General features: G+C 35.8%; 26 protein-coding genes and 6 tRNA genes. 14 read left to right on the top strand and 18 right to left on the bottom strand.

Annotated features, from left to right (window positions below):
• The first annotated feature begins 92 nt into the window (after positions 1-92).
• The 9 genes from FHR85_RS13760 (at position 93) to FHR85_RS13720 (ending at position 4,087) form a co-directional block, all read left to right on the top strand.
• On the top strand, positions 93-854 hold the full coding sequence (locus FHR85_RS13760) for an ATPase, T2SS/T4P/T4SS family (RefSeq protein WP_167264263.1): 762 nt from the start codon (positions 93-95) through the stop codon (positions 852-854).
• Positions 784-1,827: a type II secretion system F family protein gene (locus FHR85_RS13755; protein WP_167264261.1), complete on the top strand. Its 1,044-nt coding sequence runs from the start codon at positions 784-786 to the stop codon at positions 1,825-1,827. Before FHR85_RS13760 ends, FHR85_RS13755 begins: the two co-directional genes overlap by 71 nt.
• Positions 1,828-1,839: 12 nt before the next feature.
• A complete protein-coding gene (gene comGC / locus FHR85_RS13750; RefSeq protein ID WP_167264259.1) occupies positions 1,840-2,139 on the top strand; it encodes a competence type IV pilus major pilin ComGC in 300 nt (99 codons plus the stop codon).
• Complete coding sequence (comGD, locus tag FHR85_RS13745; protein ID WP_167264257.1) at positions 2,132-2,581, top strand: competence type IV pilus minor pilin ComGD; 450 nt, start codon at positions 2,132-2,134, stop codon at positions 2,579-2,581. The genes comGC and comGD overlap by 8 nt, the downstream gene beginning before the upstream one ends.
• A gap of 136 nt (positions 2,582-2,717) precedes the next feature.
• Positions 2,718-2,894, top strand: coding sequence for a hypothetical protein (locus FHR85_RS13740; protein WP_167264254.1), 177 nt, complete (start codon positions 2,718-2,720; stop codon positions 2,892-2,894).
• Positions 2,854-3,318: a ComGF family competence protein gene (locus FHR85_RS13735; protein ID WP_167264252.1), complete on the top strand. Its 465-nt coding sequence runs from the start codon at positions 2,854-2,856 to the stop codon at positions 3,316-3,318. The genes FHR85_RS13740 and FHR85_RS13735 overlap by 41 nt, the downstream gene beginning before the upstream one ends.
• A complete protein-coding gene (locus FHR85_RS13730) occupies positions 3,272-3,673 on the top strand; it encodes a basic helix-loop-helix domain-containing protein (protein ID WP_167264250.1) in 402 nt (133 codons plus the stop codon). Before FHR85_RS13735 ends, FHR85_RS13730 begins: the two co-directional genes overlap by 47 nt.
• A gap of 13 nt (positions 3,674-3,686) precedes the next feature.
• Positions 3,687-3,758 (top strand) — tRNA-Gln (locus tag FHR85_RS13725).
• A gap of 86 nt (positions 3,759-3,844) precedes the next feature.
• Positions 3,845-4,087, top strand: coding sequence for a DUF2626 domain-containing protein (locus tag FHR85_RS13720; protein ID WP_167264248.1), 243 nt, complete (start codon positions 3,845-3,847; stop codon positions 4,085-4,087).
• 42 nt (positions 4,088-4,129) lie between these two features.
• On the opposite strand, the gene FHR85_RS13715 is transcribed toward FHR85_RS13720, so the two are convergent.
• Complete coding sequence (locus FHR85_RS13715) at positions 4,130-4,756, bottom strand: MBL fold metallo-hydrolase (RefSeq protein WP_167264246.1); 627 nt, start codon at positions 4,754-4,756, stop codon at positions 4,130-4,132.
• A 152-nt stretch (positions 4,757-4,908) separates the two neighbouring features.
• Between FHR85_RS13715 and FHR85_RS13710 the strand changes: the two genes are divergently transcribed.
• Entirely contained in the window at positions 4,909-5,091 is a 183-nt protein-coding gene (locus FHR85_RS13710; RefSeq protein WP_167264244.1) for a DUF2759 family protein, read from the top strand.
• Between the two features lie 27 nt (positions 5,092-5,118).
• Here the strand turns inward: FHR85_RS13710 and FHR85_RS13705 are convergent, their stop codons facing one another.
• The 7 genes from FHR85_RS13705 to FHR85_RS13675 all read right to left on the bottom strand — a co-directional run bounded on the left by FHR85_RS13705 (position 5,119) and on the right by FHR85_RS13675 (position 11,600).
• Positions 5,119-5,907, bottom strand: coding sequence for an ABC transporter permease (locus FHR85_RS13705; RefSeq protein WP_167264242.1), 789 nt, complete (start codon positions 5,905-5,907; stop codon positions 5,119-5,121).
• Positions 5,908-5,920: 13 nt separating this feature from the next.
• Complete coding sequence (locus tag FHR85_RS13700; RefSeq protein ID WP_167264240.1) at positions 5,921-6,622, bottom strand: ABC transporter ATP-binding protein; 702 nt, start codon at positions 6,620-6,622, stop codon at positions 5,921-5,923.
• Positions 6,623-6,757: 135 nt separating this feature from the next.
• Entirely contained in the window at positions 6,758-8,791 is a 2,034-nt protein-coding gene (locus FHR85_RS13695; protein ID WP_167264238.1) for an LTA synthase family protein, read from the bottom strand.
• A 109-nt stretch (positions 8,792-8,900) separates the two neighbouring features.
• Complete coding sequence (locus tag FHR85_RS13690) at positions 8,901-9,089, bottom strand: YqgQ family protein (protein WP_167264236.1); 189 nt, start codon at positions 9,087-9,089, stop codon at positions 8,901-8,903.
• A gap of 15 nt (positions 9,090-9,104) precedes the next feature.
• Entirely contained in the window at positions 9,105-10,646 is a 1,542-nt protein-coding gene (locus tag FHR85_RS13685; protein ID WP_167264234.1) for a rhomboid family protein, read from the bottom strand.
• A gap of 28 nt (positions 10,647-10,674) precedes the next feature.
• On the bottom strand, positions 10,675-11,190 hold the full coding sequence (locus FHR85_RS13680) for an endolytic transglycosylase MltG (protein WP_167264232.1): 516 nt from the start codon (positions 11,188-11,190) through the stop codon (positions 10,675-10,677).
• Positions 11,191-11,213: 23 nt separating this feature from the next.
• Complete coding sequence (locus FHR85_RS13675) at positions 11,214-11,600, bottom strand: hypothetical protein (RefSeq protein WP_167264230.1); 387 nt, start codon at positions 11,598-11,600, stop codon at positions 11,214-11,216.
• A 175-nt stretch (positions 11,601-11,775) separates the two neighbouring features.
• On the opposite strand from FHR85_RS13675, the gene rpmG reads away from it, so the two are divergent.
• A complete protein-coding gene (gene rpmG, locus FHR85_RS13670) occupies positions 11,776-11,925 on the top strand; it encodes a 50S ribosomal protein L33 (RefSeq protein WP_167264229.1) in 150 nt (49 codons plus the stop codon).
• A gap of 60 nt (positions 11,926-11,985) precedes the next feature.
• Positions 11,986-12,564: a 5-formyltetrahydrofolate cyclo-ligase gene (locus tag FHR85_RS13665; RefSeq protein WP_167264228.1), complete on the top strand. Its 579-nt coding sequence runs from the start codon at positions 11,986-11,988 to the stop codon at positions 12,562-12,564.
• Positions 12,565-12,598: 34 nt separating this feature from the next.
• Here FHR85_RS13665 and FHR85_RS13660 read toward each other — a convergent pair whose 3' ends face one another.
• From FHR85_RS13660 to FHR85_RS13650, 3 genes are all read right to left on the bottom strand, one after another.
• Positions 12,599-14,734, bottom strand: a complete 2,136-nt coding sequence (locus tag FHR85_RS13660) for a penicillin-binding transpeptidase domain-containing protein (RefSeq protein ID WP_167264227.1) — start codon at positions 14,732-14,734, stop codon at positions 12,599-12,601.
• Between the two features lie 87 nt (positions 14,735-14,821).
• On the bottom strand, positions 14,822-16,042 hold the full coding sequence (locus FHR85_RS13655; RefSeq protein ID WP_167264226.1) for an MFS transporter: 1,221 nt from the start codon (positions 16,040-16,042) through the stop codon (positions 14,822-14,824).
• A 117-nt stretch (positions 16,043-16,159) separates the two neighbouring features.
• Positions 16,160-16,771 carry a superoxide dismutase gene (locus FHR85_RS13650; protein ID WP_167264224.1) on the bottom strand — a complete coding sequence of 204 codons (612 nt, stop codon included), beginning with the start codon at positions 16,769-16,771 and terminating at the stop codon, positions 16,160-16,162.
• A gap of 210 nt (positions 16,772-16,981) precedes the next feature.
• Here FHR85_RS13650 and FHR85_RS13645 point away from each other — a divergent pair, with 210 nt between their 5' ends.
• Positions 16,982-18,067 (top strand): SDR family oxidoreductase, encoded by a 1,086-nt coding sequence (locus FHR85_RS13645; protein ID WP_167264222.1) that lies wholly within the window; start codon positions 16,982-16,984, stop codon positions 18,065-18,067.
• Positions 18,068-18,104: 37 nt separating this feature from the next.
• On the opposite strand, the gene FHR85_RS13640 is transcribed toward FHR85_RS13645, so the two are convergent.
• The 7 genes from FHR85_RS13640 to FHR85_RS13610 form a co-directional block, all read right to left on the bottom strand.
• Positions 18,105-18,194 (bottom strand) — tRNA-Ser (locus FHR85_RS13640).
• Positions 18,195-18,213: 19 nt separating this feature from the next.
• Positions 18,214-18,290 (bottom strand) — tRNA-Ile (locus FHR85_RS13635).
• A gap of 9 nt (positions 18,291-18,299) precedes the next feature.
• Positions 18,300-18,375: transfer RNA gene (locus tag FHR85_RS13630), tRNA-His, on the bottom strand.
• Between the two features lie 24 nt (positions 18,376-18,399).
• Positions 18,400-18,473 (bottom strand) — tRNA-Met (locus FHR85_RS13625).
• 1 nt (position 18,474) lies between these two features.
• A tRNA-Asn gene (locus FHR85_RS13620) sits at positions 18,475-18,549 on the bottom strand.
• 154 nt (positions 18,550-18,703) lie between these two features.
• On the bottom strand, positions 18,704-20,338 hold the full coding sequence (locus FHR85_RS13615) for a Na/Pi cotransporter family protein (RefSeq protein ID WP_167264220.1): 1,635 nt from the start codon (positions 20,336-20,338) through the stop codon (positions 18,704-18,706).
• A gap of 142 nt (positions 20,339-20,480) precedes the next feature.
• The gene (locus tag FHR85_RS13610) at positions 20,481-21,107 is read right to left on the bottom strand and encodes an NfeD family protein (RefSeq protein ID WP_167264218.1); all 627 of its coding nucleotides are present in this window, start codon (positions 21,105-21,107) and stop codon (positions 20,481-20,483) included.
• 136 nt (positions 21,108-21,243) lie between these two features.
• Here FHR85_RS13610 and ispG point away from each other — a divergent pair, with 136 nt between their 5' ends.
• Positions 21,244-22,347: a flavodoxin-dependent (E)-4-hydroxy-3-methylbut-2-enyl-diphosphate synthase gene (gene ispG, locus FHR85_RS13605; protein WP_167264216.1), complete on the top strand. Its 1,104-nt coding sequence runs from the start codon at positions 21,244-21,246 to the stop codon at positions 22,345-22,347.
• Positions 22,348-22,442: the final 95 nt, after the last annotated feature.

The following is a 22,442-nucleotide window of genomic DNA, read 5'->3' as shown; positions in this document are numbered from 1 at the left end:
ACCAAGGAAATCCTTGAATTATAGAACGCCTATTGAGTGTTTCATGGATCACGTCGATGACAGTATGTTGTCTCGCTTAATTTGACAAATGAATTGATCATGAAAGCCTCGCAATCCGAATCCTACCTGACCATTTTTTACCGACACTTGATTCCTTATTTTTATTTAAGGACCAGTACCAAACCTTACTAAATTGGATTAAGCAACGGGCTGGTATTATTTTGTTTACAGGACCAACAGGTAGCGGAAAATCATCAACTATGTTTGCACTTATGCAAGAAGCTATTAAGCAGTTCGGTTATCAAGCAATTTCATTAGAAGACCCAATCGAAAGACAAGTTGATCAAATCCTCCAGGTTCAAGTCAATGAAAATACTGGATTTAATTATGATGTTGGTTTAAAAGCTGCATTAAGACATGATCCAGATATTATTACAGTTGGTGAAATTAGAGATGAATTAACAGCCTCCTTTGCATTTAGGGCCGCATTAACAGGCCACCTCGTTTTAACGACTGTTCATGCTAAAGACGCAGTTGGCACACTTGACCGCTTACGCGACATGGAGATTTCTACTACTGATTTATCGCAAACCTTAATAGGAATTGCATCACAACAGCTTGTCCCACTAACAGACCACGCTAGAAACAACAGAGGTCAATCAAGGGCTGCGATTGCTGAAATATTGGAAGGGGAGCAACTTCAACAAGCCATCTCAGGTATGGCCTTAAATCATAATTCATCATTTACATGCTTTGATGAATTAAAGGAAACGGGGGTCAAACATGGTCTTATCCAAAATGATTCATCGTCAAACATCATCAATCTCTCTCAAGGACCAGGTCGACTTTCTTAACCGTCTTGCTAAACTACTAAAGCACAGTTTTACTTTAAGACAATCACTACAATTCATGATGTACGATCCTAAGTTTAATTATTTAGCCAATGAATTCGTTATCCGTTTACAACAAGGTCAATCCATTGATTCTTGTTTTCGTGAATTAAAATTTCACCCCATCGTCAATGCATTCTTATATTTTTCAACTTCATCTGGCCATATGAGCTATCACTTAATTCAATGTTATAACTTATTAAAAATGCGTGTGGATTTTCAAAAGAAGCTCAAAGACATTACTAAGTATCCATTAATCTTACTCATCCTATCTCTCGTTATATTTTTCTGTATGAGTTTATTCCTACTTCCTGTTTATAACAACACACTAAATAGTATTGCTCAAGGAGCTTCTTACATTTGGTTTAACTTATTTGTATCAATTGTGCAGGTCGTTATACTTGCAGGCATTCCCCTTTTACTACTCACCCTATTCATAATAGTGATCATCTATAAAAAACAATCTATTGAACAACAAATCACTACGCTCGATAAAATCCCTTTAGTTAGAAACGTTATTCGTTTATCAACCACTGCCCAATTTGCTTTCCATCTCGGAGCGATCATTAGTAATGGAAAAACTGTTAAGTCAGGTTTATTGATCATGAGCCAACAAAGTGATTTAACCATACTTGAATACTATGCTAAATCAATTTTAGTCGACCTAAAATTGGGTAGAACGTTGACGCAATCAACAAACAATCTCGAACTAATAGAAACGGACTTTAAATTAATGCTCAAACACAGTGTAGAGCAGGGATCCTTAGCAGAAGATCTACAAGCCTATGCAGCTATTGCTCTATCATCACTTGAAGAGCGTCTTCAAAAACTCATGATGACGATCCAACCCATTATGTATAGTTTGTTAGGTATTATGATTGTCATTATTTATGTTTTAACGTTGTTCCCAATGTTTCAATTAATTAATCATATTTAGAGGTGAATAATTATGTTAAAAAGTCAAAGAGGTTTTACATTAATAGAAATGTTAATCGTTATGTTAATCATTTCAGTGTTGTTATTACTAACTATTCCAAATGTCGTTAAACATAATCAATTAGTTGATGATAAGGGGTGTGATGCATTTGTTGATTTAGTTCAATCACAAGTTCAATTATATAAACTAGACAAAGGCGATTACCCAGCGACTGTAGAAGACCTAGAAACTGACGGTTATGTTGATCAAACTGAATGTTCTAATAATCAGACATTAACAATAAGTTCTGATGGGCTTGTCAGTCTTGAATGATTCTTCACTTATTCAAAAAGGATTTACATTAGTTGAGACCTTAATCGTCTTAAGTATTGTTTTAACAGTTAGCCTTATGAGCTGGACAACGATTCAATCCATTCAACAGAAGCAACTAGAGACTTATTTTTTTGACACATTCGAACAGGATATCTTCTACCTCCAGCAATATTCCACGTTTCACCAAAAAGATCTCAGGTTACTTTTTTATCCAGAAGAACAAAGGTATATCATATATAATAATCCCTTTGACCCTCCTATTATTAGTCGTGAATTTAATAAGAATATTTCGTTTCGACTCTCATCTATTGGTAGTCAAATCCGTTTTAAACCATCTGGTACGATTGTGAATCCTGGTAGCTTATTTGTAACAATCGATGCTCAAGAATATCGAATTACATTTCCATTCGGAAAGGCTAGATATTATGTTACTAAAGAATAAAAATGGCTTTGTTATGACAGATGCACTTCTCTCACTTTCTTGCTTATTGATACTTGTCACTATTTTACTGCCTTTTATAATAAAACTTAAAACTGAACAACACCATTTAAATCTTCAGCAAGAGGCATATTACGTCATGCAAGATTTAAAAAATACAGCAAGCACTTCAGCCGGGTTAAATGAGGAATCTGATTTGTTGGATGATCATTTCAATATCACAACAACACCATATAAGAACCACCAGCTAATATGTGTCGAATGGGTGAAGGAAAATGAGGAAATTGAAAACTATTGTCAATATACTCCACTCTAGTCAGGGATACACTTTACTAAGTGCCTTAATCGGTTTATCTATACTTCTTGTGATCCTCCCATTCACTGCTCCATTACTCAAAACATTAGATTCAATTTCGACAATCTATGATTTAGATCACTTAGAAATTCGTCAATTTGACTCTTTCATTTCATTTGAACTCAATCGAAGTCAAAAGGTTACGATTAAAGAAAATCATATTTCTTTCGAAAGATCTGATGGGCGTGCTATTACTCTGGATCAGTATCAAAATCAGATTAGACGTCAAACCAATTATCAAGGACACACCACCATGATGTTTGATGTGACTGATTTTGCATTTGAGCGGTTGAATGGAAATACATTTAAAATTTCATTCGTAAAAGAGGGGAAATTAATTGAACAAATCTTTCACCACTACAATATATCAACCCCTGAAATCTAAACGAGGTATCATTTTCCCATATTTTCTCGTTTATTTACTTATCATTTCCACGATCCTAACGACTAGCTTCTTACATCTTACTTATCAAAAAGAACAAGTGATCTGGAGTCAGGAACAATTAATCATCCATAACCTGATTACAACAGCGATTCATGACTTCAGAAAACAACTACCACCTATTACATCAGATACGAAACAAGCTCAATATCAATACGAAACTGGAAAGGTAACAATCAATTATATTGCTCATGATAAGCAATTTGTTAATCTTCACATGATTGTCACGACCAATGACCAAAATCGTTATGAACATATGACAAAAATCGTGTATAATAATAGTGATGATACGTCATAATAATAATGTTCATTGGGCCATGGCCAAGCGGTAAGGCAACGGCTTTTGGTGCCGTCATGCGTAGGTTCGAATCCTACTGGCCCAGTCTTTTTTTCCTAAAACGCCATTTACATTATGAATATCATCGGATATAATATGTCTGACAAGTTCCTGTACAAAGGAGGAAGAGACATGGATCGTATGTTTCGTGTTTTAGCATTTTGGACGGGTCTTTTTTCTGCCCTTTTCTATACTGGCGAATTTATTGGCATGTCCGTATTATTTTTAGCACAAACGATCTTCTTTCTAGGGGTCGGTTTCTTAAACCTATCTGAACGCCTTTATATGTATATTTTTGGTGGTTATTTAACTGTATTCATGGTAGGTTTTACTTACTACGTAACATTCATATTGGAACCTGGATTTGGTCACTAAAAAAGGCTCAACTCCTCCAGAGGGGGTTGAACCTTTTTTATTTTATGTCCTTAGAAATGGATTATTCATTTTTTCGACACCGATTGTCGTTTGTGGGCCGTGACCAGGATAAGCAGTTGTTTCATCTGGTAATGTGAGTAATTTAGTGTTGATCGAATGGATGAGTTCGTCATGATTACCAAACGGTAAATCTGTTCGGCCAATTCCTAGTTGAAATAATGTGTCACCTGCTATTAAGACACTTTCTTGTTCAAACCAAAACGAGACACTACCTGGTGAGTGACCAAGGGTATGCAGAATTTGAAATGAAAACGAGCCAATTGAACAAGATCCCTCGTTCAGATAGCCATCAGCACGTTTCGAGGCAGCGATATGGCCAAGGGTAAACCACTCTGAGCCATTTAATGCTGGATCCACTAACCAATCTCGTTCGTTTTCATGAATATAAACGTTTAGTCCAAAATAATCACGGACTTCATCTACAGCCCCAATATGATCAAAATGAGCATGAGTTAATAAAATTGCCTGTGGTTGCAAATCATAATGATTAATATAATTAATGATCTCATGAGCATCACCACCAGGATCAATGATTAATGCTTGCTCTTCTTGTGCTAAAATATAACAGTTAGTCCCTATTATTCCTAATGACAAGCTTTTAATGTTCACAAAACGTTCCACCTTTTTTGACTAATTTTTATTGAAATCACTCGACATCACATAGGATTTTCTATAAAATATACATGAGGTCTTTACGTTTAATACACAGAATTATCGTAATCATAACAAATTGATTGTTTTTCATTCAAGGAGGATCAGATATGGCAGTTGGAGAATTTGTATTTGCTATCATGATGTTAGTTGTTGCTGTTCTAAGTGGTTTTGCACTTGTTCGTGAAATTAAGACTCGTAACTTTTTTGCAGTTATATTTGCAGGTGCCTCTTTAGGGTTATTTGGATGGTACTCAATTATGACTATCTATAGTCAATTATTCACAGGTTAATAATAGTCGGCTAACGATTTGATCTAATCAATCGTTAGCCGACTTTTTAATATCTTCTAATTTCAATAATTGCATTTGTTGATTAAAGAAAAATCGATACATAATCATTGAGATAAAAATAGCGCTAATCGAAACGGACGAAAATATGCTTATTGATATAACAAGTTGATATTTAATCGCGACAATAGGTGCTACACCACCTAAAATTAACCCTGTCATCATACCAGGTAGTTGGACTAATCCGATCGTTTTTAGCTGGTCAATATTGGGGATTAAAGCAGCATTCAAGGTTTTTTTAATCGATAAATGTGCAGCTTGTTTAGGTGTTGCTCCAAGGGACAGTGCAGCAATAAGTTGTCCTCGATTTTGCTCAAATTCGTTTTTTAATCGTTCAAGTGCTAGCCCCATTGCCACCATACTATTACCAATAACCATGCCACTCATTGGAATCACTTCATCAGGTGAAAATGAAATCATTCCGAAACTAAGCCACATTGTTAACACTGTTAATTCTATAATCACTAACCCAAATAAAATTGAAATGAAGGCACGGGGAAACTCTTTCCCCTTCTTCCTTGCGTGAAAAGTAGCGACAGTTATCATAACAGACAACATAATCGGAATCCCTACGATCGGCCTTAAATCAAACAAGTAAGTTAAAACAAGGCCAATAAAAAATAATTGCGCAGTACCTCGTAAGGTAGACCAGATAATATCTTTCTTTAATCCAAGAGAGTAATAATAAGAAATCGTTAGCGGAATCATGACGAAAACTAATAATAAAAATAAAGAATAAGTAGGAATATCGCGTTCCATAACTGCCTCCTTATTAAGAACGATTTAGGAATGCTTGTAGTTCCGGAGTGTCAGGCTCTTCAAGTAATTCCTCAATAGGTCCATGCTCAATAATTTTACCTTCTTCAAGGTATAACCCTTTAGTACCAACTCTTTTAGCTTGGTCCATACTGTGTGTGACGAGAACAACGGTTAAATGACGTTTTTCAATTAAATCAATTAAATCATCCTCGATCGCTGCAATATTTTGATCGTCCAAAGCACTTGTCGGCTCGTCTAATAATAAAACATCTGGTTTATTCGCCAAGGTGCGTGCGAGTGAAACACGTTGTTGTTCTCCACCAGATAACTCATCAACTGATTTCGAAATAAAATCATTGGGTAGGTTCACATAATCTAATAATCGATAGGCTAATTGTTCATCCCATTCTTGAAATAAATCAGGCCCGAAACGTAAATTGTCTTCAACTGTCCCTTGAAATAAATACGGTTGTTGTAACACAAGACCAACTTGCTTTCGTAATTCTGGAATGGAAAATTGACTAATTGGTTCACCACGAAACAAAATGTCACCTGTTTCGGGATCATCCATTCGGTTAAATAAGTGTAGTAAGGTTGATTTCCCAGATCCAGAGGGCCCAAAAATGACTAACCGATCTTCTTCATTTAAATTAAACGAGACATTTGATAAAATCAATCGTTCTACTTGATTAAACTGGAATAATGGACTAGTCATATTAAATCTCCTTTATCATCTCTAGTGTTCCTCTGCTAATGAAAAATAGACGAGTACCTATGAAGGAACTTATATGGTCGATATTCTAAAAAGTGATACTTGTATTATTCACAAGTATCACTTTTTAACAATTCATTATTCATTTTCGTTATTAGTTTTACCATCGTTTTCAGTATTAGTCTCGTTATTAGCTTCGCTATCGTTTTCAGTTTCAGTCTCGTTATTAGCTTCGTTATCGTTATCAGCTTCAGTTTCAGTTTCGCTGTCGCTTTCAGTTTCAGTTTCTTCAAGCTCTTCAACTAACTCTCCATTTTCAAAATCATAAAAGCGGAATAAATCGCCGTAAATGATTTCATCTGAATAGTTAAGTTCTTGCTGACTTTGTTCTCGAATGTCACTACAGTTCGTTCCTTCTACAATTTCTCCAGACCCATTTTCATAACAATTTCCACCGGCATAAATGTAATCTTCTCCCACTACACGACCGTCACGAAATGCGATAAAGTCTTTGCGGTCTTCTGCAAATAAGTCATTACCAAACATAATATCATTTTCATTATTGATCCCAAGCATATTTAATAACGTTGGTTTGAAATCAATTTGACCTGATAAAGTTGACTGCGTGTTACCACCTTCTTGACCAGGTACGTGAATCATTAATGGTACTTTTTGCAATTTGACTTCATCATAAGGAGTGATTTCTTCTTTACCTAAGAATTTAGCCATCGATTTATTATGATATGAACTTATACCATAATGGTCAGCTCCAATAATTATAATGGAATCTTCATAAATACCTTCATCTTTTAATTGTCCAATAAATTGTTCTACCGCTTCATCCGTATAGCGAGCCGTTTGCATATATTGATTTAAAGTTGTCGATCCTGAATCATACTTATCAATCGACGCTTCTTCCTCAGGAATTTCAAACGGGAAGTGATGAGTCAATGTAATAAATTTAGCATAATACGGTTCTTCTAACTCTTTCATATGGTCTATTGATTGAGTAAAGAAATCTTTATCATTCAATCCCCATCCAATGACATCTTCTTCTTTTACATCATAAAATTCTTTATCGTAGAATTTCTCATATCCTAATGTCTCGTACATAACGTTTCTGTTCCAAAAACTTCCGTTGTTCGCGTGAAAGGAATATGACGAATAATCTAATTCCTCTTTAATGATCTTCTGTACGGAATTATACTTATTTTGTGCATGCGTGAAGAATGCTGCACTGTTCGGCAAAGGGTATAAACCATTATCCAAGATAAATTCATGGTCAGAAGTTTTTCCTAAACCTGTCTGATGGTAAAAGTTGTTAAAATAATAACTTTCTTCTTTAAAATCATTGAGAAATGGGGTGATTTCTTTTCCATTTACTTTCTCATCAATGACAAACTCTTGCATGGATTCCATCGCAATATAAATTATATTTTTGCCCTCAGCCACTCCAGATAAATCTACATTATCTTTTTCTTCCTCTTCACGTACATTTTCATTAACATAGTCATCGATCTCACCAATTTCTTCACCATCAGCAAACAGTCGTTTCGATTGAGTGGCAGTGGTCATGACAATATCATAAACATGAAAAACAGGTAATCCAACATTCTTCACAAGATATTCTCGGTCAAAGCCCCGTTGAAATAACTGCGGGCGTTCCATTTGAGCTAGTGTGAAATTAAGTGCTAAACCAGCTAATGCAACGACCACAACACGTCTTTTAAAAGCTTTTGAGAAAGTCGGTAAAGTAAATTGTCGTTTCTTCAAGAAAATGAAGATTAGAACTAAATCCAAAAACAACAAAATATCAGTAAAATAAACGAGTGAAAGGACACTACTTCCTAAATCACCAGCATTATTAACTTGAAATAATGTTGGGATCGTAACGAAATCAGTAAAATTGCGATAATACAATAAATTAGCAAATAGTATAAACGATATAACACTGGCTGTAATTATAATAAACCATTTTTGTTTATTAGGTTTAAACCATATCGCAATACTAAATAGAAAGAAACTAATCACAAGTGAATTTGTGATTAAAATGGTTTCTTGAAATGTCGTTTCTATTGATAAATCAAAATAGAAACGATAAACTACATAAGATTTTAGGCCAACTAGCAAGCTTGCCACTATAAACAGTGGCAATCGATTTATAATTTTCATTTCTTTCCCTCCGCAACCCTAAAACACCCAAACAACGTTCAGGCATTACGAACAAAAGCACTTTTCTTAATTCCCGTTTTCGACAAAAGTAAACATATTTAAACGGTTATTAATTGTTGTTCTTTTCAGCGTTTAGTACTAACAAAGCACGTTGAAATTCTTCAATAGAAATCAACCCATTTTCGTATAACTCTCTTATTTCGTGTTCCATCATGATTATATCAGATTGTCGATTACCAATATAGACAAAAATTCCAAATTGTTTCAGAAGTTTTTGGATATCGATTAATGTTTCCATTAGTGTCACCTTTCATTATTCAGTAAGCTCATCATAAAACTTTTGAAACTGTTCATGATCTGGTTTTAGCTCAGCGGCTTTTTCGGCATATTCAATAGCTTTTTGATCTTCACCTGTCTGTCTATATAATACAGCTAAATTATAATGAGCTTCACCCAAATCGGGATTAATCTCTATTGATTCTTTTAAGTCACTTTCAGCTTGATCATATTGTTCAGTTTCTAAATAGGCAATGGCACGATAAAAATAAACATACTCGTGATCGATATTCTCATTAACACTTGTCGTTAACAAATCAATTGTCTCTTGATAATTTTCTTGTTCGATTTGCTGTTGTGCTAATAATGCTAATGCTTGAGGGTTTTCTGGTTGTTTAGCATTAGAATAACCATAGAAACTCATTCCAATTAGTAAACCAATAAAAAGAACAAATGACACAATTGCACGAAGAAGTTGACGTTTATAAGGAAGCTGAACAATTTGAGCTGCTAAAAAGCCTCCTATAAGACCTCCCAAATGCGCCCCGTTATCAATCTGAGGCACTACAAAGCCTAATGCGATATTAAGTCCTACAATAAAAAGCAGGTTTGTTCCAATTGTTTTAAAAAACAGTTCACGATAATTTAAACCAAAAAATAATAATGCCCCAAACAAACCAAAAATAGCACCTGACGCACCTGCTGCTACTGCATCATTCGTAGCAAAACTTGCAACGCCACCAAATAATCCAGCTAAGCTATAGACAAATAAAAAACGTTTAGTACCATATATTTTTTCCGTTACTTCTCCTAAAAAATACAAGGCTAACATGTTCATAAATAAATGGAAAGCGCCGATGTGTAAAAACATTGACGAACCAATTCGCCACCATTCACCATCAGCAATAGCAGGATTATATTTAGCACCCCAATCAATTAAATGAGCTGTGTTTGTGCTCGTTCCATTCATTTCAACAAAAGCAAAAACAAGTAAGTTCAGCATAACTAATAGATAAGTGAGTTTCGTCTTACCATAGAAAAATACTCGATTAAACTCACGTTCCTTAGCTTTATGATAACCAATTATTTTCTGCTCTAAATAAACGACTTGACGGTCTAAATCTTCTTCTTCAAATTCAGAGGTCACAATCGTTTCATCAATTTTGGTATGCAAATTGTTAAATAAGCGGTTCAACTCTTGGCTGATCGCGTTTTCATGTAGATAATAAATTGATGTTGTTTGATGATTAGAATCATTTGTTTGTTCTGAAGTAATCGCACTTTCCCAGTCATCAACAGGTGGAAGATCTGCGACGTAAACAATATGATAATGTTGTTTTCGTCCCCTAAACAAACGAGCGTTTTTATTTAAATAATTGATTTTTTGGTTAACATCTCTTTGTAAATGATTACTCCAATCAAATAATTGATGAGCGACAGCCACAATATAGCTTTGACGTTTCTCATACTTTTCTAAAACAACAAAATCCCGATATTCCGAAACAAATCTAACTTCAAATTGATTATTAACCAATTGATCAATTAACTTTAACATTCGATATCGTTCTCGTATATACATCCGCGTAACCCCGTTCTAAAATCACATACTAATTTGTCATCGTAATCGCTATTTGGTCTAAGCTCATATTAGGAGTCACTATAAAAGACCCCGTTTGAATCGAACGACTATAATCATTCTCACGGAAATATTCCTTCAATTTCGATTGATCTTCAATAATATTTTCTTCGTGCAACTGAGAAGCAACTTCTTCAAGACCCATCCCCTGTTCAATCACTAATTCATATTCTACATTTTGGGATGATCCGCTATTTTCATTCCTTTTTTCTAATTGAGATATTTTGTCATTTAATTGTTCATTATTTTTTTCTAAATCGGTTAATTCTTCATATTTAGAACTCTTTAAGACGACATGATCTTGTTCTTCTAAAAATGATCTTGCTTTATCTTCTGTCATTGCCCCTTCTTCATTATTCAACTCGCTATCCATTTCTGACATCGTTTCAGCTCCTGCTTGGTTGTCTATTTCAATTAAATAAACAACTCCTATAATAACGGTTGATAAAAGAAGACCCAATGAAAAAGACATGACAATTGGTTTCATATTATGCGTCCTTTCCTTCAAAGCTAGGCAAATACTTGATTATCAGATTTTTGCTGAATAATAATCTTAACATCATCTTCTGCCAACCCTGTCTGCTGTTCAATTTCCTTAGGATTATAACCTTGTTGATATAAATTTTTAACCCTTGCAACAATAGCAGGTTCCTTATGTTCATTCCCAGTTTCCTTGGATTGCTCTTGTTTAGTATTAAAGTTAATATCCATCGTTTCTGATAATAATTCTTCTTCTAATACTTTAATTTTATTATTAAGTACATATTGGTTTTGAATTTGACTCATAGACAATTGTTCCAACTCTTGTTCTATATCATTAAATCGATTACTCATAAAAAAGGATATAATGAACAAACTAATACCAATAACTAATAAAGTCGTTAATACATAAATCATCTCTGTCACACCTTACATTTAATAGCATTCATGTTACTAGTTTATCACGTTCAACAATACAAGAGAAATCCTTTCATAAGTTGAGTTATCTAGAAAATTTTCTTGAACGTATGATATAATTTTGATATGATAATTAAGTCAAATTGATTGTATTAATGAAACGGAGGGAAAATCCATGCGTGTACAAATTACACTAGCTTGCACGGAAACTGGTGACCGTAACTATATTTCAACTAAAAACAAACGTACAACTCCAGATCGTCTTGAATTGAAAAAATATTCTCCACGTTTAGGTCGTCATACGTTACACCGTGAAACGAAGTAAAACAGTAGGATTTCCTGCTGTTTTTCTTTATATTGGTAGAATTTAAAGGAGTTGTTCCTTTTGTACAAGCAAACCTTTCGTCAGCTCGCAAAACGGTTGATGGCTTACATCCCGTCTCGAGACAAACAAGATGCTCTACATACAATTGAAGACATTTTGTATACCACTGATATGTGGAAGCAAGCGGAGACCATTGCCATTACCATTCCACGTGAACAAGAACTAGATACTCATCAAATTATTAATAAAGCCTGGAAGGAAGGCAAAAAAGTTGCTATTCCTAAGTGCTATCCCAAACAAGATCACGATATGAAGTTTTTTGAATATACAAATCGATTAGAACTTGAAAATGTTTATTTAGACCTTTATGAACCTAAAACAGATGAAGTGCGTTATATCGCACCTTCTCAAATTGATTTACTTTTCGTACCCGGCTTATTATTTGACCAACAAGGCTACCGCATCGGTTATGGCGGAGGGTATTATGACCGTTATTTACCTAACTTTCATCAAACCACCATTAGCCTAGCCATGGAAGAACAACTCGTAAACTCAATACCGTCTGATAAACTGGATCAACCAGTCGACTACATCATATCTAACCAAAATTTACTTACACCATATAAAGAAAGACTGTAAACGACCTTTAAACAAAAGTCGCTTACAGTCTTTTTTAATTTGTTGATTCTGTTTCAGTTTCTTCTTCTAGACTTTCCTCACTTGAAGCTCGCTCATCCCTAATCTCAAAGTATGCATCCAATGCTCGTTCGCCTATTTTATAGTTTGGCGATTCATCAGTATCCGTTCCTGCGTGTGGAACAACGACCGCAAACGCTACTTCAGGATCATCATGAGGCGCATAACCTACTAAATTAAGATTATGAACATCAGCAATCTTCTCACCATCTTCATATAGTTCAGTTTGAGCTGTACCTGATTTACCTGCAGATGTATAATCCTTGTCTGCAAAATATCCACTAGCCGTTCCGCTTGGTGCTTGAAATACTTGGCGGAAACCTTCCTGAACACGATCAATATAACTATCATCCATACTAATTTTGTTTAATACTTTAGGCTCCAAAGCTTCATATAATGGTCCTAACCCCGCTGTTTCCCCTGGATTATGCATTTGTTTCACTAATCTTGGTGCCATGCGATAGCCATCATTAGCAATTGTTGATACATATTGACCTAATTGTAAAGTAGTATAGGAGTGATACTGCCCAATGGCATACTGCATTCGTTTACCGATTAAAGGTGAGTCCTCGGTCCCTTCATATCCTGTCGATTCATGGGGTAAGTCAACACCTGTCGCAACACCTAACCCAAATTGGCTATAATAATTTCTCAACTCTTTAAATCCTGGCTGAGTTATCGTCATATCACTGTTTCTATAGTCATATTGGTGATTTGTTATTCCGTTCATTCTTAGTGCAATAAAACCCATATAAACGTTGGACGACTCTCTTAATGCGCCGATATCATTTAATGAACCTAAATTTGGACTATAAGAACTAAATGTTAATTCACTTCCTGTTGCTGCTGGCAACTGAATCGTCTGGTCTTTGATTACTTCACCTGGTGAAATCACTCCAGAATCTAACCCAGCAAGTACGGTTGCTCCCTTGACAGTTGAACCAGGTTGATATGCGCTATTCACGACTTTAAATGATTCATCTGACAGTTTCGGTTCATCACCTTCTGCATCACGATTGTAAGTTTGGCCTGTCATAGCTAATATTTCACCAGTATTCGGCTCCAACATAACCGCCATAGCTGAACTCATATGTTGGTTCTCGTAAGGATCACCTTCAATCGCTTTCTGTAACTCTTCACCAACTATTTTGTCCAAACGCTTTTGTAATTCGAGGTCAACAGACAAGACTAAGTCCTTGCCTCGTTCGCCTTCTCGTACGAGTTCACTCGTTAAGACATTACCACTTGAGTCTGTTATATGTTCACGGATCTCTTTTTGACCAGATAATTGTAATTCATAGTATTCCTCTAAGCCACTACGGCCTACGCGATCATTTCGACTATAATTATGCGAGAGGAAATAATCTAACTCGGCATTTGGAATACCCTGCTCAGTAGTAGAAATACTGCCGACAAAGTTCTTAAATGTTCCATCTTCAACTAAATAATTACGATCCCAGTCAGTGGTGACATTGACACCATCAAACTTACTTAAGTTCTCTGCAATGATGGCATACTCTTTATTCGTAACCGATTCCCCTCGCTTAATAATATGGGGTGTTAAGGCAGTAGCTTGATTTAACTTACGAAAGATCGCAATCATCTCTAATTTTTGATCAGAGTAGTTATTAATATCCTCTTCTTTAATTTTTTCAAGCACTAATTGATATTGTTCATCACTATCTAAATCTTCTTCCTCTGCACTCAAACGTCCATAAGCTTTATCATGGTTTTCCATTATCCAATAATCCTTTAAATCCCTATCGGTAATGGAATCAACCTCTTCTTTCGTCATATCAATATATTCAACCAGCGTCTTGGCTACTTCTAAATTTTCTTCAGGTTGAACGTTCTTAGGTGGTGTATAAGTAATCGCTAGGACTGGTTCATTATCAACCATTAATTCTCCAGTACGATCAAACATCCGACCTCTAGGTACAGGATTTTTCGATGTTTCTTGATCAGTTCGGTTAATTTCCTCCTGTGCATTTTGTCCATATAATATCTGAACGACACCTAATTGTAATATGAGTAATGAAAACAACAAAAAGATAAGAAAAAACAATAAATTTAATCGAAGGGGTAAATGTGACTTACTTTTCTTCTGTTTCACTTTCAAGCTCCTCTCCCTTCATATACATAACTACATTATAGCATCATTTATAGTCTACGATAAGGAGCTAAGTGCAACAGTTTTTTGTCAATCTTTCGAATAAATCCGAACAACTAACATATTCAGAATTAAATAGCCAACACCAAAAAGAATAATGGCATAAGTCATCCATATTCTTTGTGGGAATACCTGAAGTCCAAGTAAAAATAGTAATAGTGAACTAGCACGTCCGAAGTTAAGAGCAATTTCTCGAAGAATAATGTATTCAATTCGATACTCTTTGGCCTCACTTGCTTCACCAATGACGTCATACGAGATTGACATGAATGGAGCAAAAAGTAATGGAAAAACAATACCAACCATAGCGCCATATACATAAAACTCATATGATAAATCAGATTGTAATAGCCAAAACACAGATAAATACAATGTCACAGCACCAATTGTAATAAAGCGCAAACGATTGGACGGTTTAACATAGTTAGCCACAATGCGATAAGCGATAAGCGATGTCAATGCATATATAAAGTTATAAATCCCTACAGTCATCTCACTCGTCGTTCCAATATAAACAATTAAGCCGACTAAAAATAAGAAAACCCCTTCACGCGATCCTTGGAAAAAATGCGCATGAAGTAAATAACGCCAATTGAAATTTTGCTTTCTCTCATTCAAGGCTATACGAAGAAGATAACGCTCATCAACTTTTCTTCGTTCCATAAAAAAGCTGCAAATAATCGCTAAAATAAATAGCGAGAACGAGATAAAGAAGATCGTCAAATACCCACCATATCCTTCTAACGAAGATATAATAAACCCGGCTGTTATAGGTCCAATCATCCCACTGAAAGACTGAAGCATACCTAATGTGCTGTTAAAGTAATCTCGTGTATAAGGTTCTGTTACTTCAAACGTTAAAACATTAAACGCTAACCAAAAAAAGCCATACCCAGATCCAAGTAAAGCTCCGAGAAGATAATTATATTCTGCAGCTTGATCACCAAAACTTAAAACAGATATAAAAAACAGACTAATGAGCACAATCCCCAACCGTAAAATCAATACACGGTCAATTCGCTTAGCCCACTTACCAAATAAAAAATAAGTCAATATTTGGGTAATCGCAATTAATAAATTATAGACAGCAACAACTTCAATGTCCTCTGATTGTTTCCAAAGAAAAATGTTAACAAAGATATTCGATAAGAAAATACCTAATGTATATAAAAAACCGATAAGCAATAATAACTTTAAATTCTTTCGTTCATTCTCCGACACGTCTTCATTTAACTGGTTGAACAAAAGCATATACAACCCTCTTTTCTGTCTCTTATTTTTGACAGTAATGAGGTGCTTATTCAATTTGTTCAAAAATAAAAAGCTTGCACCCAGTAAATACTGGATGCAAGCTTAAAAAACGTTTATTTATTTAGCATCGTTATAACGTTTATTTACTTCGTCCCAATTAACGACATTCCAAAATGCATCGATGTAATCCGGGCGACGGTTTTGATACTTCAAGTAATAAGCGTGTTCCCAAACGTCAATGCCTAAGATTGGTGTAACACCTTCCATAACTGGTGTATCTTGATTTGGTGTTGAAGTGATTTCTAAATCACCATTTTTAACAACTAACCAAGCCCAACCTGAACCGAAACGTCCTGTAGCTGCTGCTTTGAATTGATCTTTAAAATCTTCAAAGCTACCAAATTTTTCATTAATTTTATCAGCTAACTCACCTGTTGGTTGACCACCACCGTTTGGTGATAATACTGTCCAGAATAGTGCGTGGTTAGCATGGCCGCCACCATTATTACGTACAGCTGTTTGAATATCACTAGGCAGTGAATTTAAATTTTGTAGTAATTCCTCGAGTGATTTGTCTTGAAGATCACTATGTCCTTCAAGTGCTGCGTTTAACTTCGTAACATACGTATTATGGTGCTTCGTGTGGTGGATGTTCATCGTTTCCTTGTCAATGTGTGGTTCTAATGCATCGTATGCATAAGGTAATTCTGGTAGTTCAAATTTAGCCATAATTAAATCCTCCTTTACATAATACGGTGGAAGTTTTTCAGAATTTCCACTCAATTAAAAGATTATCAATCGCATTCAGTTTATGCAAGTTTTATGCCTTAATTTAACTTACATAGAAAATTTACCACGTCATTTATTCATTTAAACATCTAATATAAACTTAAAATTTCAGAAAAATATGGTAATATAGTGTTAATAAGGAGGAGTTATATGAAATACACCTATACGATCACTGGATTTCCAGGTTTTTTAGCTAATCATCTCATTCACGATTTAGTAACCCGTCAATATGTCTCTAAACTTTATCTGTTAGTTTTACCTTCAATGAAATCCAAAGCTGAAAAGATGATTGAAAGAATAACAACTAATCATGCCATTGATTATGAGATCATCGAAACCGACATTACTGAACCATCTTTAAATTGGAATCCATCTGAATTTGAGAAAGTAAGCCATGATACTACTCATCTCATTCATTTAGCAGCCATTTACGACTTAGCTGTCTCATACGAACTTGCCAATAATGTAAATGTGAATGGTACGCATCATATTAATCAATTCGCCAAAAGTTGTCCTAATTTAGAGCATTATGTCTATTACAGCACAGCTTTTGTTTCAGGTGATCGAGAAGGCATTGTTTATGAAAGTGAAATATCTCAGCCCACTACTTTTAAAAACCACTACGAACAAACCAAATATGAAGCAGAATTATTGGTTGAAGAGATTAAAAATCATGTCCCAACAACGATTATTCGTCCAGGAATCGTGATAGGTGACTCAAAAAATGGTGAAACGGATAAGTTTGATGGACCTTACTTTATACTGAACACATTAAACTCATTACAACACGCGCCAATCTTGCCTTACATTGGACAACATGAAGCTAGAGCTAATTTCGTCCCAATTGATTATATAGTGGCCGCTTCCATTCATCTATTACATAGTGAAACAGCGATTAATAAAACTTTTCACTTAACTGACCCTCGTCCCTATCAAGCACAAACTGTTTATTCGATGTTTACATACCATTACTTAAACAGACAACTAGTTGGACAAATGCCTTATTCGTTTGCGCGATTCACACTGCGATTTTCATTCATAAGGAAATGGCTTGGCATTGAACAAGAAGCGCTGGATTACTTTATTTGTAATGTCTATCATGATTGCAGTGAAACTCTAAATGAATTAAAAGGAACTGGTATCATTTGCCCTGACTTAGCAAGTTATTTACCTCAGATTATTAACTATTACAAAAAACATCAGTACGATCAAACGAAACATGTTTTAATAAAATAACATTAAAAAAAGCTTATCCTAGATAAGCTTGTAAAAGCGGAGGAGGAGGGATTCGAACCCCCGCGGGCCGTAAAGCCCCTAGCGGTTTTCGAGACCGCCCCCTTCAGCCGAACTTGGGTACTCCTCCGTTGATATTTGAATTAATTTGGTGGACCCTGCAGGATTCGAACCTGCGACCGATCGGTTATGAGCCGATAGCTCTAACCAACTGAGCTAAGGGTCCCTGTTCACATGGGGCGACCGGTGGGGTTCGAACCCACGCGTGCCGGAACCACAATCCGGTGCGTTAACCACTTCGCCACGACCGCCATGTTTAGTTAATTATGTATAAATAGCGGCGGAGGGGATCGAACCCCCGACCTCACGGGTATGAACCGTACGCTCTCGCCAGCTGAGCTACACCGCCATGGCTCCAGCGGCAGGATTCGAACCTGCGACCAATCGGTTAACAGCCGATTGCTCTACCTCTGAGCTACGCTGGAATATATGATCTCGTCACTAAGAACAGCGACGAGATATAATTTACCATGATACTGTGGCCTTGTCAACATCATGGGATTTAACTTTTTAACAAAATGAAAAATGATGACAGGTAAAAGAATGATACTTCTACCTGTCAGCTATTCAAGCACTGAATTAACTTTCTTCTAAGTCAACCTCTTGCGCAATGTTGGACGCATGGTCCCCGATTCTTTCCAGGTTACTAATGATATCAACGAAAATGATACCAGCCGTTCCGCTACATTTACCTTCATTTAATCGAAGGATATGCTTCTTACGGTAAGTTCTTTCCATTTCATCAATTTCATTTTCTTTCTTCATCACGTTTCGTGCTAGTTCAGCGTCGTTATCTTCAAAAGCTTTAATCGCTTTTTCAACTGTATCAAGTGTTAACTTAAACATCTCATTTAAATCTTCCATAGCTTGTTCAGTTAAATTAACTTTGTTTGTAATTTTATATTCATTTAATTCGATAATATTTTCAAAATGATCACCAATTCGTTCAATATCACGCACAATATCGACAACTGCTGAATGAATGGCACTATCAGATTCGTTAATGTCTTCACTGGATACTTGCGTTAAATAGTTCGTAATCTTCTTATCAAGATTGTTAATTGCATCTTCCAAAGAGTAAGCAATTTCAGAGTGTTTTGATTGGTTTGTATTTAAATACTCACGCGCTTCTTCTAAACCTTTGATTGCTAATTGACCCATGTGTAGTGATTCACTTTTAGCTTGTGAAATAGCCATTGAAGGTGACTGGGATAAAAAGATCGGATCAAGATGCTGCGGTTTAGATTCAACGATTCTTTCTTCACCAGGAACAATCTTAGTTACTAGATAAGCAATTAACCCAATGAGTGGGAATTGAATAAGTGTGTTTGAAAGGTTGAACGTTCCGTGAGCAAAAGCAATCGTCATCTTAGGTCCTAATGATAATGCTGTTGCTAACGATTCAACTAATGCTGTAAATGGCACGAGTAAAACGATAAATAATGTTGCACCGACAACGTTAAAGATTACGTGGGCAGCTGCTGCTCGTTTAGCTGCAATACTAGAACCAATCGCAGCAAAAACAGCTGTAATTGTCGTACCGATGTTATCACCAAATAAAACTGGTAACGCAGCATCTAAGCTTATGGCGTTTTCAGCATATAAAGACTGCAGGACACCGATTGCTGCTGATGAACTTTGTACAGCCACTGTAAAGATGGCACCAATCGCCGTTCCTAAAATAGGGATATCACTCATGGTTATTGTTAGATTCTCGAAAGCTTGTAAATTTTCAAGCGGACTAACGCCATCACCCATTAATTTCATTCCGTAGAATAGGGCACCAAAGCCAAACACTGTCTGACCAGCATAGGTGACTTTCTTATTTTTGAAGAAGAAGAGTAAGAATGCACCTAATGCCATGATTGGCAGGGCATACGCTTCAATATCAATACCGATAATAAATGCTGTAGCTGTAGTACCAATGTTAGCACCAATAATTACACCAATTGATTGTCTTAACGTCATAAACCCAGCATTCACCAAACCAACAACCAGAACTGTTGTTGCTGAGCTGGACTGTAATAAGACAGTTACAATAATACCAGCTAATAAGCCCATGAAAGGGTTTGTTGTAAAACGGTCTAATATATCGCGTAGCTTATCACCAGCTGAACGCTGTAAGCCATCGCTCATATACTTAATACCAAATAGAAAGATTGCTAAACCACCAATAAAAGTAAATATGATTTCTTGAATTGAAATACCATCCATTTGTGTCACCTCGAAGTAAAATTTTATCGATTGTTGTCTCAATTCGACAAGCCTATTATGTTCTGTAATACCTGTTAAAGTAAACCCTTTTTCGTTATTCTTTACACAATCTTTACATTACAACTGAAAGCCCTCGTTTTCCCTAATTTAACCGTTCAACCAATATCCTGGTACCATCAACACTGACCACTTTTATCTTTTCTCCGCGCTCGATCCATTCTGCTTGTGAAACAGCATCATAACGCTCCTCATCAATGACAATTGTTCCTGTTGGTCGTAAAATAGTTTCAGTAACACCTGTTTTCCCGACTAGTTGTGTGTGTGATTCATTAATCGAATTGTAACCTTGATCACTTGTCAGTTGATCTTTCAAAGTCATTTTCCCCCACATTTTTCTTTTTGGTAATTTCGGAACCTTGAGTAGTATCAAACTACAGACTGACCCCAAAATCACCCCTGCAATACTATAAGTAGCTGATAATGCGTCTGGGGCAGCAAAAGCAATTGAAAAATTTAAGACAATAAACCCAATACTGCCTAAAATCCCATCATTAAGAAATTTTCCATCAACTATAATCATCCCTAAACCAACAGCAAAACCAATACCTACAAAAATTAAATCCATCAATGATAAATTGGCCGAAAAGTACATACCAATTGTAATAACACCTATTAATGCTCCTATTCCCTTCATCCTAATTAATATTTCACCAAAGAAGAAAAACATGGCTAACGTCGTTAGGACAAACAAACCTATCATACTATCCATAACATTCTCTCCCCTCATCCATTTTGTCTTTATTATAGCAGTCTCTCTTATTAGCATGTTAAACTATATTTGTGTTATTATCATTGATGAAACTATAAAAAAAGATTTGTTCCATCACAAAAGGAGAGTTGAACATATGTCTGCGATTACTCATCGTAAGGATACAAGACCTGTTCGAGTAGGAAATGTTGTGATTGGTGGGCGTGACGATGTCATTATCCAATCGATGACAACAACTAAAACACATGACGTAGAAGCTACAGTAAATGAAATACATCGTTTAGAAGAAGCAGGGTGCCAAGTTGTTCGTGTCGCTTGTCCTGATGATCGTGCAGCTGACGCAATCCCTGAAATTAAAAAGCAAATCAATATTCCATTAGTTGTCGATATTCACTTTGATTACCGTTTAGCCCTTAAAGCTATTGAAGGCGGCGCTGATAAAATCCGAATCAATCCAGGTAATATTGGTAAGCGTGAACGGATTGAAGCTGTCGTGAATGCGGCTAAAGAAAAAGGCATTCCAATTCGAATCGGTGTTAACGCTGGTTCATTAGAACGCCATTTACTTGAGAAATACGGTTATCCAACAGCAGATGCCATGGTTGAAAGTGCTTTACATCATATTAAAATTTTAGAGGATCTCGACTTCCATGATATTGTTGTTTCTCTAAAGGCTTCTGATATTCATTTAGCTAACGAAGCATACGAAAAAGCAGCTGAAAATATTTCATATCCTATTCATTTAGGTATTACTGAATCAGGTACTTTATTTGCTGGTACAGTTAAAAGTGCTGCAGGCCTCGGTGCCATCTTAAACAAAGGTATTGGTAGTACAGTTCGCATCTCATTAAGTGCTGATCCAGTTGAAGAAGTAAAAGTAGCTAAAGAACTGCTCAAATCGTTTGGTTTAGCATCTAATGCTGCAACCCTTATTTCTTGTCCAACATGTGGACGTATTGAAATCGACTTAATTTCGATTGCCAATGAAGTTGAAGAGTATATCCAACAAATTAAAGCACCGATTAAAGTGGCTGTTTTAGGTTGTGCTGTTAACGGACCAGGTGAAGCACGTGAAGCTGATATTGGGATCGCTGGTGCACGTGGTGAAGGTCTATTATTCCGTCACGGGGAAATTATCCGAAAAGTACCTGAAGACATTATGGTGGATGAACTGAAAAAAGAAGTCGATAAGTTAGCTGAAGAACATTATCAAAAACAACGTGAAGAACAAGAAGTATAAATCGAGTAGGAGGAGGTGATTAACCTCCGACCTCTCACACCACCGTACGTACGGTTCCGTATACGGCGGTTCAATTTTATTTAAACACGTACTTT

It is taken from the genome of Alkalibacillus almallahensis (genome assembly GCF_011761495.1).
GTDB lineage: Bacteria > Bacillota > Bacilli > Bacillales > Alkalibacillaceae > Alkalibacillus > Alkalibacillus almallahensis.
Note: the sequence above shows the minus strand (reverse complement) of the source record. Positions and strands in the feature narration are given on the sequence as shown.